The sequence below is a fragment of the Micromonospora sp. WMMD1219 genome, assembly GCF_049315215.1.
GTDB classification, from domain to species: Bacteria; Actinomycetota; Actinomycetes; order Mycobacteriales; family Micromonosporaceae; genus Micromonospora; species Micromonospora tulbaghiae.
On sequence record NZ_CP186057.1, the window covers coordinates 2263577 to 2279036 of the forward strand.

The window sequence follows — 15460 nt, forward strand, 5'->3', positions numbered from 1 at the left end:
CTCACCAGCGCGGCGGCCAGACGGCGTCCGGCCCCAGCGGCGGCAGGTCGCTCACCTTGGCCGGATTGAGCTGGTTGAACACGCCGGTGACCCGCCCCTCGTGGACCGCGAACGAGGTGACCATGCGGATGGGCCGACCGTCGCGGTGGAAGAACTCCGACTGCCATCCCAGCGTCCCGTCCACCAGCACCGGCCGGCCGCGCAGGCCACCCCGCTGCCGGGCCTGGCCGTACAGGCCGAGGAGCAGGCGGGCGACCGAGTCGACGCCCACCACCGGCCGACGTCCGGCCGGGAAGTGACCGCCGGCGTCGCCGATCGACACCACGTCCGGGGCGAGCACGCGGACCAGCTGCTCCAGCTCACCCGACTCCACCGCGGCGGCGAACGCGGCGAGCACCCGCCGCTGCTCGGCGAGGTCGGCGCTGTGCCGTGGCGCGTCCGGCCCGTGCACCGCCCGGCGGGCGCGTGACGCCAGCTGACGCGCCGCCTCCGGCGTCACCGCGAGCACGTCCGCCACGTCGGAGAACGGCACCGCGAACACGTCGTGCAGCACGAACGCGACCCGCTGCTCGGGCGTCAGCCGTTCCAGCACCACCAGCAGCGCGGTGCCGAGCTGGTCGGCCCGTACCGCCCGCTCGGCCGGGTCGGGGGCGAACCCGTCCGCCGCCGGCACCGCTGTCACCATCGGCTCGGGGAGCCACTGACCGGGGTACGCCTCCCGGCGCACCCGGGCGGAGCGGAGCACGTCCAGGCAGATCCGGGAGCAGGTGGTGATGAGCCAGCCCCGCACATCGCGTACGCGGGCGCGCTCCTCCGGGTCGCTCAGCGCGCCGGAGAAACGCAGCCAGGTCTCCTGCACCGCGTCCTCGGCCTCGCTGCGGCTGCCGAGCATCCGCTGCGCGACGGCCAGGAGACGTCCTCGTTCCGCCTCGAACTCCCCCGCAAGCTCCTCCACCCACCCATTCTCCCGCCCCACCCCCCACCCCACCGCCCCGCCCGCCGCGCGCCCCCACCCGGGCTCGCTGATCTTGCACTTGCCGCCCCGGCAAAAGGTGCTTTCCGCGCGTGCCGGAGGCCGCAACTGCAAGATCGGCGGGCCGAGGCGGGGTCGCGGAGCGAGCGGGGAAGGGCTCTGGGGGTGAGGATCGGGGGATGAGTGAGGTGGTGGGGCCCGAGGGCGGGCGTATGCGGGAACTGCTTCGGGTGGGGCCGGGGGCGGTGGATCTGGCGGCGATCGACCCCCGGTCGACGCCCGGGCTGCCGGCGGCGGCCGGGCGCGGGCCGACGCGCAAGGAGTGGGCGCGGGCCCAGGTCGAGCTGATCGGCGCGGAACTGGGGCGGCAGCAGGAGATGCTGTACGCCTCGGCGCAGAGCGCCGCCGGACCGGGCGGCGCCACCAGCGCGCCCGCCCAGGCGGACGCCGGGCTGGACGGGAACCGGCCGCGCCGGGTGCTGCTGGTGCTCCAGGCGATGGACTGCGGCGGCAAGGACGGCACGGTCAAGCGGGTGGCGGGCGCGATGAACCCGCTCGGGCTGCACATCCGCTCGTTCGGACCGCCCACCGAGGAGGAGTTGCGGCACGACTTCCTGTGGCGGGTACGCCGGGCGCTGCCGCCACCCGGGTACGTGGGCGTGTTCAACCGCTCGCACTACGAGGACGTGCTCATCGCCCGCGTCGAAGGGCTGGTCGACGAGGCGACCTGGCGATCCCGGTACGCGATCATCAACGACTTCGAGCGGGAACTGGCCGAGCAGGCGGTCACAGTGGTGAAGGTCATGCTGCACATCTCGTACGACGAGCAGGGCGAGCGGCTGATGGAGCGGCTCACCGACCCGGCGAAGTTCTGGAAGTACAACCCGAGCGATCTGGACACCCGGGCACGTTGGGACGACTATCAGGCCGCGTACGCCGAGGCCTTCGAGCGTTGTGGCACGGACGCCGCGCCCTGGTTCGCGGTGCCGGCGGACCGCAAGTGGTACCGGGACTGGGCGGTCGCCCACCTGCTGCGGGAGACGTTCGACGGGTTGGATCTGGGGTATCCGCCTGCCGATTTCGACGTCGAACGGGAGCGTGACCGGTTACGGAGCCAGCGCCGTGAGTGATCAGGTGAACGGAAGGTGAACGAGCGGTGAATCGGGCCTGACCAGGGGTGGGCCGATCGAAAGTAGGTTCGGCGCGGTCCCTAGCATGCGCAGAGCAGACGCCCGGGGGGCGACGGCCACCCTTCCACCGACACGACGAGGTCCGTGCTGTGAAGTTTTCCTTCCGTCCCACCGAGGGCGCCTTCTACGAGCTCTTCACCAGGGCTGCGCAGAACCTGGTGAAGGGGACCGACCTGCTCAACGAGCTGGGTCTGCCCGGCGCCGACGTGCAGTCGATCAGCGAGCGGCTGACCGACATCGAGCACGACAGCGACCAGATCACGCACGAGCTGTACAAGAAGATCAACTCCACGTTCATCACGCCGTTCGACCGGGAGGACATCTACCGGCTGGGCTCGCTGCTCGACGACGTGATGGACCACCTGGAGGCGGTCGGCAACCTGCTCTACCTGTACGGCCTGACCAAGCTCCCGTCGCTGCCGCGCGAGCTGCACGAGCTGGTGAACGTGCTCGACCTGCAGGCCAAGCTCACCGCCGAGGCGATGCCCCGGCTGAAGTCGATGAAGGATCTCGAGGACTACTGGATCGAGTGCAACCGGCTCGAGAACGACGGCGACCAGGCGTACCGGATGCTGCTGGTACGCCTCTTCTCCGGTGAGTACGACGCGCTCACGGTGCTGAAGATGAAGGAGGTGGCCGACGAACTGGAGGCCGCCTGCGACGCCTTCGAGCACGTCGCCAACACCGTCGAGACCATCGCGGTCAAGGAGTCCTGATCCAGTGAGTCCCGAACTCATCGCCGTGCTGGCGGTGATCGCGGTCGCCATGGCGTTCGACTACACGAACGGCTTCCATGACGCGGCAAACGCGATCGCCACCAGCATCTCGACCCGGGCGCTGACCCCCCGGATCGCGCTCGCGCTGGCCGCCGTCGGCAACTTCGTCGGCGCGCACTTCGGCGCCGGGGTGGCCAAGACGGTCGGCGACGGGCTGGTGACGTTGCCGACCGGGGTGGAGAGCCTCGGCGTGGTCTTCGCCGGCGTGCTTGGCGCGATCATCTGGAACCTGATCACCTGGTACTTCGGCCTGCCGTCCTCGTCCTCGCACGCCCTCTTCGGCGGCCTGGTCGGCGCGACCCTGTTCGCCGCCGACGGCATCGTCCAGTGGGGCACCATCATCGAGAAGGTCCTCGTCCCGATGGTGCTCTCGCCGGTGGTCGGCCTGATCCTCGGCTTCCTGGTGATGCTGGCGATCATGTGGCTGTTCCGGAAGGGCCAGCCCGGCAAGCTCAGCCGCGGCTTCCGGTGGGCGCAGACCGCGTCCGCCGCCGCCATGTCGGTCGGCCACGGCATGCAGGACGCCGCCAAGACCATGGGCATCATCGTGCTCGCGCTCTACACCGGCGGCTTCCAGGAGAGCAAGACGCACATCCCGGGCTGGGTCTTCTGGACCTCCGCCGCGATGCTGGCGGCCGGCACGTACGCGGGCGGTTGGCGGATCATCCGGACGCTCGGCCGGAAGATCATCGACCTCGGCCCGGCGGAGGGCTTCGCGGCCGAGACCGTGGCCAGCGCGGTGCTCTACTTCAACGCGCTGGTGCTGAAGGCACCGATCTCCACCACGCACACGATCACCTCGGCGATCATGGGTGTGGGCGCGACGAAACGGCTCTCCGCGGTGCGCTGGAACGTGGCGGGCAACATCGTGATCGCCTGGATCATCACGTTCCCGGCCGCCGCCGCGATCGCCTGCCTCGCGTACCTGCTGGTCCGGCCCCTGTTCTGATCTCCGCGCGCTGACGTCGAGGGGTTCCCCGCCGTGGCGGGGGACCCCTCACGCGTAGGAGACGCCGATCCGGGCCTTGATGTCGTCGATCAGGCCCATCACCTCAAGCGTGGCGGCGTGCGGCACCATCGGGCTCTCGGTCAGCCCGGCCGCCAGGCAGCGCTGCACCTCGATCGCCTCGTACTGGTAGCCGCCGCCGGTCAGGTCCGCCGGGATCGTCTCCGGCTCGGCGCCGGCCCGGTGCAGCACCACGTGCGCGGGCCGGAAGAACAGCTCGGGCAGGTCGATCCGACCCGTCGTACCGGTGATCGACGCGGTGATCGCTGTCGCGCCGACCATGCCGCAGCTGAGCGTCGCCACCGCGCCGGAGTCCCATCCGAGCACCATGCCGGTGTTCTCGTCCACCGCCTCCGGGGTCAGCTTCGCCCACGCCTGCACGTGCTGCGGCGCGCCGAGCACCAGGTGGGCCAGGCTCAGCGGGTAGACGCCGAGGTCGAGCAGCGCGCCGCCGCCGAGCGTGCGAGCGCGCATCCGGTGCTCCGGCGGGAACGGGCCGGCCACGCCGAAGTCCGCCCGTACGTGCGTCACCTCACCGATCGCGCCGTCCCGGATCAGCTCCAGCACGCGCAGGATCAGCGGATTGGTCCGCATCCACATGGCCTCCATGAGGAACAGGCCCCGGGCGCGGGCCGTCTCCACCAGCTCGGTGGTGGTCGGCAGATCCAGCGTGCACGGCTTCTCCACCAGCACGGCCTTGCCGCCGGCCAGGCAGGCGAGCGCCGCCTCGTGGTGCGCGGCGTGCGGGGTGGCCACGTAGATCGCGTCCAGGTCCGGGTCCGCGGCCAGTTCCGTCCACGAGGCGTACGCCCGCGGCACGTCGTGCCGGCGCGCGAACAGTTCGGCGCTCTCCCGGGTACGCGAGCCGACCGCGACCAGTTCGGCGTCCGGCACCAGCCGCAGATCCTCGGCGAAGCGGGCGGCGATGTTTCCGGTGGCCAGGATTCCCCAACGCGTCATGCCCGGCACGCTATCCCTTCCCGCTCCGGGGCCGGCAGGGTGATCCACCCGTCGGGACGTCAGGCGGTGGCGGGGGCCGTGCGCCCGGTCCGCGGTGTTTCGGCATGCGGCTTGACCATCAACCGTTGGGTGGCCAGGGCCGGGCGGCCGTTCATCGTCTCCACTTCGACCTCGCGCCCGGTGACGAGGGCGAAATCGCCGAAGAGTTGGTCCAGCCAGTCGGTGGTGTGGTGTCGGCACACCACCCCGTCGCCGGTCTCGAAGATCCCGTAGGTGCCGTACTTCGCTGCGAACTGTTGGTACCGGGAACGGTTGCGGTGATCCTCTTGCAGGCACAGGTCACTGACATAGAGCAGCCCACCCGGCCGTAGCACCCGACGCAGCTCCGTCACCAGTTCCCGCTGCCCGGTGTCGCCGGGTATGCACGTCAACACCGCGAACAGCAGCACCAGGTCGACGCTGTCCTCCTGCTGGTCGAGGTGCGGACGGTTGGTGAGAACCGTGAATCGCGCGCCGGGTTGCTCGTTCTTCGCGCGGCTGACGAGACGGGGCGCGACATCCACCCCCTCGACATTCTCGAAGCCCTGCCGCACGAGCAGCCCGACCAGCCGACCGTAACCGCACCCGTAGTCGAGAACCCGTGCCCGCCGGTCGATGCCGTCCAGCCACGGAAGTGCGACCGGGTGGCCGAAAGTCTTGGTGGCACCCGTGGAGTTCCAGTACCCCGCCTGGTTGTCGAGATCCGTCACCCAACGAGCATCGCCGCAAACGGAGGAGGACGCCATCGGGCGGCGGGGCGGCGTCGCGCCTTGCGGCACCGCTCCCGCACAGCGCGAGGGCTGACGTTGCTCGATGGGGAACACGCAGCGTGAAGATTGCTCAGCGTGATGGCTTCCGCCTGCCCTGTCGCCGAATGCTGGCACCCAAAGGCACCCAACCGGACATAAGGCAGCACTTTCGCGGGCCGGGCTGACTGCCTCTCGCCGACTTTGCTCTGCAGCCTCATGCGCACCGCTCACGGAAGGTTGCAGATGCGGATCTGGCTGCAGAGCAAAGTCGACGGAGGGGTGTCTGCTGCTCGGGGCCGAAAACTACGCATCGTGACCAGGTGGTCTGATCGGGGAGGGCGGGTGAGGTGAGGCGCCGTGTGCCCGCGCCCGGCCGCCCCCCGGCCGGGCCGCCCCCGGCCGGGCCGCCCGGGCGGGAACTAGGCTCGGCGCATGACGATCGACGGCTTCGCCGCACCCCCCGCCCTGGTGGAGCATGCCCGCCGATTCCGGGCCGAGGGCGCCGTACCGGCCGTGCCCCGCGTCGCCGCCACAGTGCTGCTGCTCCGCCCGGTAGGCGACGGGTTCGAGGTCTACATGATCCGCCGGGTGGCGGCCATGACGTTCGGCGGCATGTACGCCTTCCCCGGCGGCGGGGTGGACCGCTCCGACTCGGAGGCGCACCTCGGCTGGGCCGGCCCGGACCCGGCGGCGTGGGGGGAACGGCTCCAGCTCGACCCGGCCGCCGCGCAGGCGGTGGTGTGCGCCGCCGCCCGCGAGGTCTTCGAGGAGGCGGGCGTGCTGCTCGCCGGGCCGGACCCCGACACGGTCGTCGGCGACGTGAGCGGCGACGACTGGGAGGCGGCCCGGCAGGACCTGGAGGGACGGCGGGTCGGCTTCGCGGACCTGCTGGCCGGGAAGGGCCTGACGCTCCGCTCCGACCTGCTGCTGCCGTGGAGCCGGTGGATCACGCCGGAGTTCGAGCCGCGCCGCTTCGACACGTACTTCTTCGTCGCCCTGCTGCCCGAGGGACAGCGGACCCGGGACGTCTCCGGCGAGGCCGACCACACGCTGTGGCTGCGCCCGGCGGACGCCCTGGCCCGGGCGGAGGCCGGCGAGCTGACCATGCTGCCGCCCACGATGGTCACACTTGCCGAGGTGGCCGCGGCGGGCGACCTCCCGGGCGTGGCCCGAGCCGCGGCCGACCGAGACCCGGGTACGCCGATCACGCCCCACCTGGACCTCTCCGACCCCGCCGCCCCCCGCTTCCACCTCCACTGACGCCCTACCCCCGCGCCGATCTTGCACTCAGCGCCCTGACATAAGGGGCGATCCGCCCGGCACGAGGGCCGAAAGTGCAAGATCGCGCGGAAGAGAGAGCGGGAGAGAAAGGGGTCAGCCGAAGCGGCCGGTGATGTAGTCCTCGGTCTTCTTCTGGGCCGGGTTGCTGAAGATCTTCTGGGTGTTGTCGTACTCGATCAGACGGCCCGGGTCGCCGGTCTTCTCGATCGAGAAGAAGGCGGTCCGGTCCGACACCCGGGCGGCCTGCTGCATGTTGTGCGTGACGATGATGATCGTGAACTTGTCCTTGAGCTGGAACATCAGGTCCTCGATGGCCAGCGTCGAGATCGGGTCCAGCGCCGAGCAGGGCTCGTCCATCAGCACGACCTGCGGCTCGACGGCGATGGTGCGGGCGATGCAGAGGCGCTGCTGCTGACCTCCGGACAGGCCCGCGCCGGGCTTGGCCAGGCGGTCCTTCACCTCGTCCCACAGGTTCGCCGAGCGCAGCGCCCGCTCGGCCGCCTCCTCCAGGATCGACTTGCGCCGGACGCCGTTGAGCCGCAGCCCCGCCACCACGTTCTCGAAGATGCTCATGGTGGGGAACGGGTTCGGCCGCTGGAAGACCATGCCGATCATGCGGCGGACCGCCGTGACGTCCACGTCGCGGTCGTAGATGTCCTGGTCGTCGATGGTCAGGCTGCCCTCGACCCGGGCGCCCGGCAGCACCTCGTGCATCCGGTTGATCGACCGCAGGAAGGTGGACTTGCCGCAGCCGGACGGCCCGATCAGGGCGGTGACCGTCTTCGGCTCGACGGTCAGGTTGATGTTCTCGATCGCCTTGAACCCGCCGTAGTAGGCGGTCACGTTCGTGGCTTCGATGCGCTTGGCCATGGTGGCGGTACCTCCGGGGTTCATCGGCCGAGCCGGTTGCGGCGGGACAGCAGCTTCGCCGCCACGGTGAGGACGAGGACGAGAGCGACCAGGGTCAGCGCCGCGGTCCACGCCCGTGCCGGCGAGTACTTCGACGCCTCTCCGGCCTGCTGGTAGACGAAGAGGGCCAGCGACGACTGGTTGTTCTCGAACGGGTTGAAGTTGATCGCCGCGCCGCCGCCGGCGACGAGCAGCACCGGCGCGGTCTCGCCGGCGGCCCGCGCGATGGCGAGCATGATGCCGGTGACGATGCCGGGCAGCGCGGTCGGCAGCACGACCCGCAGGATGGTCTTCCACTTCGGTACGCCCAGGGCGTACGCGCCCTCGCGCAGCGGCGCGGGCACCAGGCGGAGCATCTCCTCGGTGGAGCGGACCACTGTGGGCAGCATCAGCACGCTCAGCGCCAGCGCGGCGGCGAAGCCGGAGAAGCCGGGCCGCCCGTCGTTGAACCACGGCGAGACGATCAGCACCCAGAAGGCCAGCACGAACAGGCCGGTGACGATCGACGGGATGCCGGTCATGACGTCCACGAAGAAGCGGATGGTGAACGCGAACCGGCCCCGGCCGTACTCGACGATGTAGATCGCGCAGAGCACGCCGAGCGGCACCGTGATCAGCGTGGCGATGCCGACCTGCTGCAACGTGCCGACGATCGCGTGGTACGCGCCGCCGTTGGCGTCCCGCGACCCGATGTTGTTCATCGAGGTGCCGAAGAAGTTCGCGTCCAGCCGCTCGGAGCCCTTGCTGACGAGCGTCCAGACCACCGACGCGAGCGGCAGCACGGCGAGCACGAACGCGGAGTGGATCAGCGCGCTCCAGGTCCGGTTGCGGGCCGACCGGCGGCCCTCCACTGCGTTCGCCGCGACGAAGAGACCGGCCAGGTAGAGCAACGCGCCGACCACCACGACCAGGACCGGGCCGCCGACGCCGGCGCCGTACACCAGGGCCGCCGCGAGCAGCAGCGCCGCGACGGCGATGACCGGAGCGGCGTACGCGGGAAGTCGCCTCGCCCGCAGCGTGGCCGGCTGGGCCGGCGGGCGCGGGCGGCGGGGGGTGAGGGTGGTGGTCATGCGGCCGACTCCGTGAACTCGCGCCGCCGGTAGATGATCGCCCGCGCGGTGATGTTGACGATCAGCGTGATCGCGAACAGCACCAGGCCGGAGGCGATGAGTGCGCCCCGGCCGGTGTCGTTCGCCTCGGCGAACCGGTTGGCGATGTTGGCGGCGATCGAGTTACCGCCGCTCTGCAGGATGTTGAACGAGATGGCGTACGTCGAGCCGAGCGTGAGCGCCAGCGCGATGGTCTCGCCCAGTGCCCGGCCCAGGCCGAGCATCACCGCGGCGATGACTCCCGGCCGCCCGTACGGCAGGACCGCGGTGCGGATCATCTCCCAGCGGGTGGCGCCGAGCGCGAGCGCGGCTTCCTCGTTCGCGGTCGGGGTCTGCCGGAACACCTCGCGGGACAGCGAGGTGACGATCGGCAGCACCATGATGGCGAGCACCACCGAGCCGAGCAGGATCGAGTTGCCGTACGGGCCGTCGCCGAAGATCGGGATCCAGCCGAAGTACCTGTTCAGCCAGGCGGACAGGTCGGCGACCGGCTGGGCGAAGTAGTCGCGGCCCCAGAGGCCGAAGACCACGCTCGGCACGGCGGCGAGCAGGTCGATCAGGAAGCCCAGGGCGTTGCCGAGCCGCCGGGGCGCGTAGTGCGACAGGTACAGGGCGATGCCCAGCGCGACCGGCACCGCCATGAGCAGCGCCAGCAGCGAGCTCAGGACGGTGCCGAAGGCGAGCGCGCCGATGCCGAACTGCGGCGGGTCGTCGTTCGGGAACCAGCCCTCGAACGTCCAGAACGACTCGGTGTTCGCCCGCAGCGCCGGGACGGCCTTGGCGACCAGGAAGATCGCGATGGCCGCGATGACCACCAGGACCGTGGTGCCGGCGGCCAGGGTCAGACCGCGGAACGCCCGTTCCGCGCCGAAGGCGCGGGCCCGGGGGAGGGCACCGCCGCCGCCGAGGCCACCGTCGGGGCGGCCCGGGTTGCCGGGGCGCTCGGCCACACGCGCCGAGGCACCGGCGGGTCGCTCGTGGCTCGTGGCCACGGGGTTCCCGCCGGTGCCGGCGTGGGCCGAGCGGTGAGGGGTGTCACCCATCTGCTCGCTCGCTTCGTGTTGAGGAGGTGTCGGTCGGAGCGTCAGGAGAGGCTCTCGACCGCGGCCTCGACCTTGGTGCGGACGGTCTCGGGCAGCGGCGCGTAGCCCAGCTCGACGAGCTCCTTCTGCCCCTCGGCGCTGGCGGCGTGGCCGAGCAGGCCCTTGACCAGCGGCAGCTTGTCGGCGGCGAGGCCCTTGCTGCAGACGATCTCGTAGGTCGCCAGGACGATCGGGTACGCCCCGGCCTCCTTGGTGTTGTAGTCGATCGACATCTTCAGGTCGTTGCCCTGGCCCTCGAACTTGGCGCCCGCGATGGTCTTGCCGGCCGAGTCGCCGGTCAGCTCGACGAACTCGCCGTTGCCGTTCTTGATCTTGGCCATCTTCAGGTCGGAGTTCTCGGCGTACGACCACTCGACGTAGCTGATGGTGCCGTCGGTGCTCTTGACCTTGCTGGCCACGCCGTCGGACTTGGCCGCGCCGACGCCGCCCGGGGCCTTCCACGCCTTGGAGTTGCCGAGCGTCCAGTCCGCCTCGGCGGTCTTGGAGAGGTACTTGGTGAAGTTGTCGGTGGTGCCCGACTCGTCGGAGCGGTGCACCGCCTGGATCGCGGTCGACGGCAGCTTGGCGTCCGGGTTGTCGGCCTTGATCGCCGGGTCGTCCCACTTGGTCACCTTGCCGGCGAAGATCTTCGCCAGGGTGGCCGGGCTGAACTGGAGGTTGTCCGCGCCGTTGACGTTGTAGACGACAGCGACCGGGCCGATGACCATGGGCAGGTTGAGCGCCTGGCCGCCGGTGCACTTGGCGTCGGCCTGCGGCTGCTCCTCCGGCTTGAGGGCGGAGTCCGAGCCGGCGAAGTCCGCGGTGCCGGCGATGAACGCCTGGATGCCGGCGCCCGAGCCGCTGGGCTCGTAGTTGATCGTGGTGCCGGCGCACTTCTGCTGGTACGCCTTGATCCACTCGGCCATGGCGTTCTTCTGGGCGGAGGAGCCCTGCGCGTTCAGCGTGCCCGTCGCGCAGTCCACCGCGGCGGTGGAACCGGAGGCGCTCGCCGGCTCGTTGTTGTCCGAGCCGCAGGCGCTGAGACCGAGAACCGCGGTAAGAGCGAGACAGGCGATGGCGCCGTGCCGCTGGAGCTTCACTTCAGGGGTTTCCCTTCACGTCTTTGGTCAGGTCGCCCGGAGTGCCGGGGGCCGGCGCTGACCGGCTGACATGAAGGTAGGAGGGCCAGGTGGACGGTTCGCCGGACGCAAGTGAACGCGCGGTGAACACGTTCAGCCGACGAGGTGGCCGTACGCTGAGGAAGGGTTGTCCATTTCGTGAACTAGCGGCCCGGCATCGCCTTTGTGGCGATTTTCCCGGGTAGGCGAGCGCTCAGCCGAGCTGGTAGTTGACGTGCGCGGACCAGCGCGCGAAGCCCAGCCGCTCGTAGAGCGCGACCGCGGCGGTGTTGCTCTCGTCCACGTAGAGCATCACCCGGTCCAGCCCGCGCTCGTCGCGCAGGTGGGTCAGGCCGGCGGCGGTGAGCACCCGGCCGAGGCCGCCCCGGTGCGCGGACGGGTCGACGCCGAGCACGTAGACCTCGCCGATCCGGGCCGACCCCGGCCGCTCGTGCACCTTGGTCCAGTGGAAGCCGAGCAGCCGCCCGGTGGCGGAGTCGACGGCGAGCAGGAAACCGGCCGGGTCGAACCACGGCTCGGCGATGCGGACGCGCAGGTCGTCGAGCGTCCACTTCCCCTGCTCGGGGTGCTGGGCGAAGGCGGCGTTGTTCACCGCCAGCCAGGCCTCGTCGTCCTCGCCGGGCCGGAACACGCGCAGCGTCACGCCGTCCGGCACTACCGGCGCCGGCAGTTCGGCGGTGAGTGGGCGGCGCATCTGCCAGAGCACCCGTGCCCGGGAGAAGCCCAGGTCGACGGCGAGCGCGGCGGCCGACGGGTGGTCGCCGTGCGCCCAGGCACGCAGCGGTCCGGGCGCGTCGGACACCACGCCACGGGCCAGCGCGCGGCCGGAACCCCGCCGCCGGTACGCCGGGTGCACGACCATCTCCACGCCGACGCCCTCGGCCGGGGCGGTGGTGTCGAGGTGCGCGTACCCGGTGAGGGTGCCCTCGGTGGTCCGGGCGGTGAGGTGCACGGCGGGCGCCTCGGGGTCGCGCAGCCGCAGCAGCACGTGCTCGTCGAGCGGGTCGGCGCCGTCGGCGTCACCGGCGGCGCGGGCCAGCGCCAGCACCTCGGTGACCTCGTCCGGTGTCAGCCGGTCCGCCCGGTCGATCCGGTCGGTCGCGGGACCACTCGTCGGCTCGGTGCTGCTCATCTGAGTCACGGTAACGGCCGGCGGGCCGCGGTTCGCGCCGGACGGCGACGGCGATCGGTGGCGCTCGTCACGGGGTGCCGACGGGCAGCGGCTCCAACTCGAACCGGGTCAGCAGTTCGGGCAGGAGTTGCTGCAACGCGCTGACGGTGCCGGAACGGTCCCCGCCCGCGTCGTGCATGAGCACGATCGCCCCGGGCCCCATCTGGGAGCGGACCATCGCCTCGATGGTGGTGGCGCCCGGCGCCTTCCAGTCCGACGGGTCCACGCTCCAGTGCAGCGGGGTGAGGCCCAGGTCGGCGCAGGCCGACATGATGGACGGCGTCCAGGCCCCGCCGGGCTGGCGGTAGTACGCGATCCGCGCGTCGGGCGCGGCGGCCAGGATCGCGTCGTTGGTGCGCAGCACGTCGGCCCGGATCGTCGCCGGGGATCGCTTGCCCAGGTTGACGTCGTGGTTCCAGGAGTGGTTGCACAGCGTGTGGCCCTCGGCCACGATCGACCGGACCAGGTCCGGGTGGGCCTCGACGTTCTCGCCGACGACGCAGAACGTCGCCCGCACGCCGTACTGGGCCAGCAGCGCGAGCACCTGCGGGGTCCAGCGGGGATCGGGGCCGTCGTCGAAGGTCAGCGCGACCCGGGACGAGCCGGTGGCGACCAGGGAGCCGTACGGGCCGTCGCCGTCGGGCTCGACCGGGGCGGCGTCCGGCGCGGCGTCGGGGCTCGGCCGGGCGCTGGCCGTGCCGCCCGGGAAGTCGGTGCTGGGTGGCTGATCGCCGTACCGCGGCCCGTTGAGCGTGGTGGCGACTCCGGCGGCCGACGGATGCGGGTCGGGCACCAGGCTGCGGCCCAGCGCGAACGCCGAACCGAGCAGGCCGGCCAGCACGACGGTCACGAGGCCGGCGGCGCGCAGCGTCGGGCCCCGCATCAGCGGTACCGGCCGTTCGTCGCCCCCGTGTTCACCGCACGCACCGTCGCCCCCTTAGCCCGACAATTCCGGCAGCCAGGATATGGCTGACTGATCGGGCAAAAAGGGCATACGAGAAAAGTGCCCTCTAGCGGGGTGGAGCGTGGGCGGTCAGACCGGCAGCGGGGCGGGCTCCGACTCCGGCAGCGAGCGCGACGGCGGGACGACGAACTTGTAGCCCACCTGGCGCACCGTGCCGATCATCGACTCGTACTCCGAGCCGAGCTTGGCGCGCAGCCGCCGCACGTGCACGTCCACCGTCCGGGTGCCGCCGAAGTAGTCGTAGCCCCAGACCTCGCGCAGCAACTGGTCCCGGGTGAACACCCGCCCCGGGTGCTGGGCCAGGAACTTCAACAGCTCGAACTCCTTGTACGTGAGGTCGAGCGGCCGGCCCTTCAGCTTGGCGGCGTACGTGTCCGGGTCGATGTTCAGCTCACCGGCCCGGATCGAGCCGCCGGCGCCGGCGGTGGCGTTGCTGAGCCGGCCCACAGCGAGCCGCAGGCGGGCCTCCACCTCGGCCGGCCCGGCACCGGCCAGGATCACGTCGTCGACGCCCCAGTCCGCGTTGAGCGCGATCAGCCCGGCCTCGGTGACGACCGCGACGAGCGGCACGCCGAGCCCGGTGGCGTGCAGCATCCGGCAGGTGGCGCGCGCCTCGCTCAGCTCGGAGCGGGCGTCCACCAGGACGGCGTCCGGTGTCGGGCCGGAGACCAGCGTGCGGACGTCACGGGGTGCGGTGCGAACCGAGTGCGGCAGCAGGTCGAGTGCCGGCAGCACCGCCGACGGCTCACCGGCCCGCGCGGTCACGAGCAGCAGGAGCTCCACGATCACCTCCGTCCCGGCGGCCTTCCGGCCGCGCGCGACCAGCGACACGCCCGGTGGGGCGGCACTGTGAACTTGCGTGGGTCCCGGCGTCGTCGACGGGCGGGTAACGGCCTGAGCGTAACCGATGGACCGGCCGTCACCTTCGCGCGATTTACCGTTTGCCCTTTCTGCCCTCGATCGCGGCGCAGGTTTTAACGTCACCGAAACCGGGACCTCCGCCGAGCCGCCCGGGTCTGGCACGATCGGGGCGTGTTTCCCTCCACCTCGCGCGACACCGGTCGTGAACCGTGGGCCGACGACCCGTCCGCCGGGCCGTCCGGCCCCGCCCGTGGCTACCCGCCCGCCCCGCGTACCGGCCCCGCCGACGAGGGCGACCGGCCGGAACGCAAGGGCCCGCGCCGGCTGCGCAAGGGCGGCCCCGGCCGGCGTCCCGACGACGAGTCCGACGAGGAGCCCGAGGAGGAGGTGCCGCCGGTCCCGGTGCGCCGCCCTCTGGCGCTCACCGTCGCCGGCTTCGCGGCGCTGCTCGGCGTCGGCCTGGTGCTGGGCGCGCAGACCTCGGGCCCGGGGCACCGGCTGCCGTTCGCCGCGATCATCTTCGGCGTACAACTGCTGTTCGTGCTGGCCTGGACGATGGCCATGCGGCCGCCCGCGCTGCTCGTCGTCGCGCTCGTCAGCGCCGCGACGGCGGTGATCGCCGACGTCGCCGCCGTGCAGTCGGACATCGCCGGCCTGGCCCCGCTCGGCTACGCCGCCGCGGCCGGGTTCCTGCTCGCCGTGCTGGGACAGCTCGTACGGCGGGTGGACCGGGTCCGGGTGACCGACTCGCTCGGCGGCACCCTGCTCATCGTGGTGGGTGTGGTCGCCTTCGCCACGCTCGTCGTGCTCAGCCGGATCCCCAAGGGCACCCAGGCGATCACCGTCTGCCTCACCGCCGCCGGGGTGGCGTTGCTCGTCGCCCGGCTCACCGACGCGATCGCGCCGTGGCCCCGGCTCGCCCCGCAGGTGCCGCGCGGCGCGGCGGGCGTGGTCGCCGGCGCCATGCTCGGCACGCTCACCAGCGCCGTGCTCGGCAGCTACCTGGTCGGTTTCACCCCGACCAGCGCCGCCCTGGTCGGGGTGGTCAGCGCGGCCACCGCCGTCCTGGCCGACCTCGCCGTCGGGTACGCCGAGGCGGGCCGGCTGATGGCCGGTGAACCGCCGACGATGTGGGTGGCCCGGCACATGCAGGGGCCGCTGGGCGGGTTCGCGCTGGCCGCGCCCGCCGCGTACGCCATGTGCGTGCTGTTCCTCTGACGCGGTTGGGGAGGATTCGCCTCGGGTAAGTAC

Annotated in this window: 15 protein-coding genes; 5 read left to right on the forward strand and 10 right to left on the reverse strand. The window is 71.8% G+C overall.

Going from position 1 to position 15460, the window contains the following annotated elements:
* Position 1: 1 nt before the first annotated feature.
* A complete protein-coding gene (gene sigJ, locus ACN27C_RS10820; protein ID WP_393156445.1) occupies positions 2-955 on the reverse strand; it encodes an RNA polymerase sigma factor SigJ in 954 nt (317 codons plus the stop codon).
* Between the two features lie 197 nt (positions 956-1152).
* On the opposite strand from sigJ, the gene ACN27C_RS10825 reads away from it, so the two are divergent.
* From ACN27C_RS10825 to ACN27C_RS10835, 3 genes are all read left to right on the forward strand, one after another.
* Positions 1153-2103: a PPK2 family polyphosphate kinase gene (locus ACN27C_RS10825; RefSeq protein WP_422751076.1), complete on the forward strand. Its 951-nt coding sequence runs from the start codon at positions 1153-1155 to the stop codon at positions 2101-2103.
* A 149-nt stretch (positions 2104-2252) separates the two neighbouring features.
* The gene (locus ACN27C_RS10830) at positions 2253-2879 is read left to right on the forward strand and encodes a DUF47 domain-containing protein (RefSeq protein ID WP_030504473.1); all 627 of its coding nucleotides are present in this window, start codon (positions 2253-2255) and stop codon (positions 2877-2879) included.
* Positions 2880-2883: 4 nt separating this feature from the next.
* Complete coding sequence (locus ACN27C_RS10835) at positions 2884-3888, forward strand: inorganic phosphate transporter (RefSeq protein WP_120572904.1); 1005 nt, start codon at positions 2884-2886, stop codon at positions 3886-3888.
* A 48-nt stretch (positions 3889-3936) separates the two neighbouring features.
* Here the strand turns inward: ACN27C_RS10835 and ACN27C_RS10840 are convergent, their stop codons facing one another.
* Entirely contained in the window at positions 3937-4905 is a 969-nt protein-coding gene (locus ACN27C_RS10840; protein ID WP_422751077.1) for a Gfo/Idh/MocA family protein, read from the reverse strand.
* 59 nt (positions 4906-4964) lie between these two features.
* Positions 4965-5654 carry a class I SAM-dependent methyltransferase gene (locus ACN27C_RS10845; protein WP_357896342.1) on the reverse strand — a complete coding sequence of 230 codons (690 nt, stop codon included), beginning with the start codon at positions 5652-5654 and terminating at the stop codon, positions 4965-4967.
* 471 nt (positions 5655-6125) lie between these two features.
* On the opposite strand from ACN27C_RS10845, the gene ACN27C_RS10850 reads away from it, so the two are divergent.
* Positions 6126-6953: an NUDIX hydrolase gene (locus ACN27C_RS10850; RefSeq protein WP_422751078.1), complete on the forward strand. Its 828-nt coding sequence runs from the start codon at positions 6126-6128 to the stop codon at positions 6951-6953.
* Positions 6954-7067: 114 nt separating this feature from the next.
* On the opposite strand, the gene pstB is transcribed toward ACN27C_RS10850, so the two are convergent.
* The 7 genes from pstB to ACN27C_RS10885 form a co-directional block, all read right to left on the reverse strand.
* A complete protein-coding gene (pstB, locus tag ACN27C_RS10855) occupies positions 7068-7844 on the reverse strand; it encodes a phosphate ABC transporter ATP-binding protein PstB (protein WP_120572908.1) in 777 nt (258 codons plus the stop codon).
* Between the two features lie 20 nt (positions 7845-7864).
* Positions 7865-8953: a phosphate ABC transporter permease PstA gene (pstA, locus tag ACN27C_RS10860; RefSeq protein WP_358174200.1), complete on the reverse strand. Its 1089-nt coding sequence runs from the start codon at positions 8951-8953 to the stop codon at positions 7865-7867.
* Complete coding sequence (pstC, locus tag ACN27C_RS10865) at positions 8950-10035, reverse strand: phosphate ABC transporter permease subunit PstC (protein ID WP_120572910.1); 1086 nt, start codon at positions 10033-10035, stop codon at positions 8950-8952. The genes pstA and pstC overlap by 4 nt, the downstream gene beginning before the upstream one ends.
* 41 nt (positions 10036-10076) lie before the next feature.
* On the reverse strand, positions 10077-11174 hold the full coding sequence (gene pstS, locus ACN27C_RS10870) for a phosphate ABC transporter substrate-binding protein PstS (protein WP_358192250.1): 1098 nt from the start codon (positions 11172-11174) through the stop codon (positions 10077-10079).
* Positions 11175-11406: 232 nt separating this feature from the next.
* Positions 11407-12345: a mycothiol synthase gene (gene mshD / locus ACN27C_RS10875; RefSeq protein ID WP_422751079.1), complete on the reverse strand. Its 939-nt coding sequence runs from the start codon at positions 12343-12345 to the stop codon at positions 11407-11409.
* A gap of 67 nt (positions 12346-12412) precedes the next feature.
* Positions 12413-13267: a polysaccharide deacetylase family protein gene (locus ACN27C_RS10880; protein WP_252448343.1), complete on the reverse strand. Its 855-nt coding sequence runs from the start codon at positions 13265-13267 to the stop codon at positions 12413-12415.
* A 150-nt stretch (positions 13268-13417) separates the two neighbouring features.
* Complete coding sequence (locus ACN27C_RS10885; protein WP_176722767.1) at positions 13418-14137, reverse strand: winged helix-turn-helix transcriptional regulator; 720 nt, start codon at positions 14135-14137, stop codon at positions 13418-13420.
* 243 nt (positions 14138-14380) lie between these two features.
* On the opposite strand from ACN27C_RS10885, the gene ACN27C_RS10890 reads away from it, so the two are divergent.
* Entirely contained in the window at positions 14381-15427 is a 1047-nt protein-coding gene (locus tag ACN27C_RS10890) for a hypothetical protein (RefSeq protein WP_120572914.1), read from the forward strand.
* The last annotated feature ends 33 nt before the right edge of the window (positions 15428-15460 follow it).

What these genes read in the sequence shown, in the direction of transcription:
- ACN27C_RS10825 (WP_422751076.1), top strand. Translation starts at nt 1,153, where the DNA reads ATGAGTGAGGTGGTGGGGCCCGAGGGCGGGCGTATGCGGGAACTGCTT.
- ACN27C_RS10840 (WP_422751077.1), bottom strand. Translation starts at nt 4,905, where the DNA reads ATGACGCGTTGGGGAATCCTGGCCACCGGAAACATCGCCGCCCGCTTC.
- ACN27C_RS10850 (WP_422751078.1), top strand. Translation starts at nt 6,126, where the DNA reads ATGACGATCGACGGCTTCGCCGCACCCCCCGCCCTGGTGGAGCATGCC.
- pstB (WP_120572908.1), bottom strand. Translation starts at nt 7,844, where the DNA reads ATGGCCAAGCGCATCGAAGCCACGAACGTGACCGCCTACTACGGCGGG.
- pstA (WP_358174200.1), bottom strand. Translation starts at nt 8,953, where the DNA reads ATGACCACCACCCTCACCCCCCGCCGCCCGCGCCCGCCGGCCCAGCCG.
- pstC (WP_120572910.1), bottom strand. Translation starts at nt 10,035, where the DNA reads ATGGGTGACACCCCTCACCGCTCGGCCCACGCCGGCACCGGCGGGAAC.
- mshD (WP_422751079.1), bottom strand. Translation starts at nt 12,345, where the DNA reads ATGAGCAGCACCGAGCCGACGAGTGGTCCCGCGACCGACCGGATCGAC.
- ACN27C_RS10880 (WP_252448343.1), bottom strand. Translation starts at nt 13,267, where the DNA reads ATGCGGGGCCCGACGCTGCGCGCCGCCGGCCTCGTGACCGTCGTGCTG.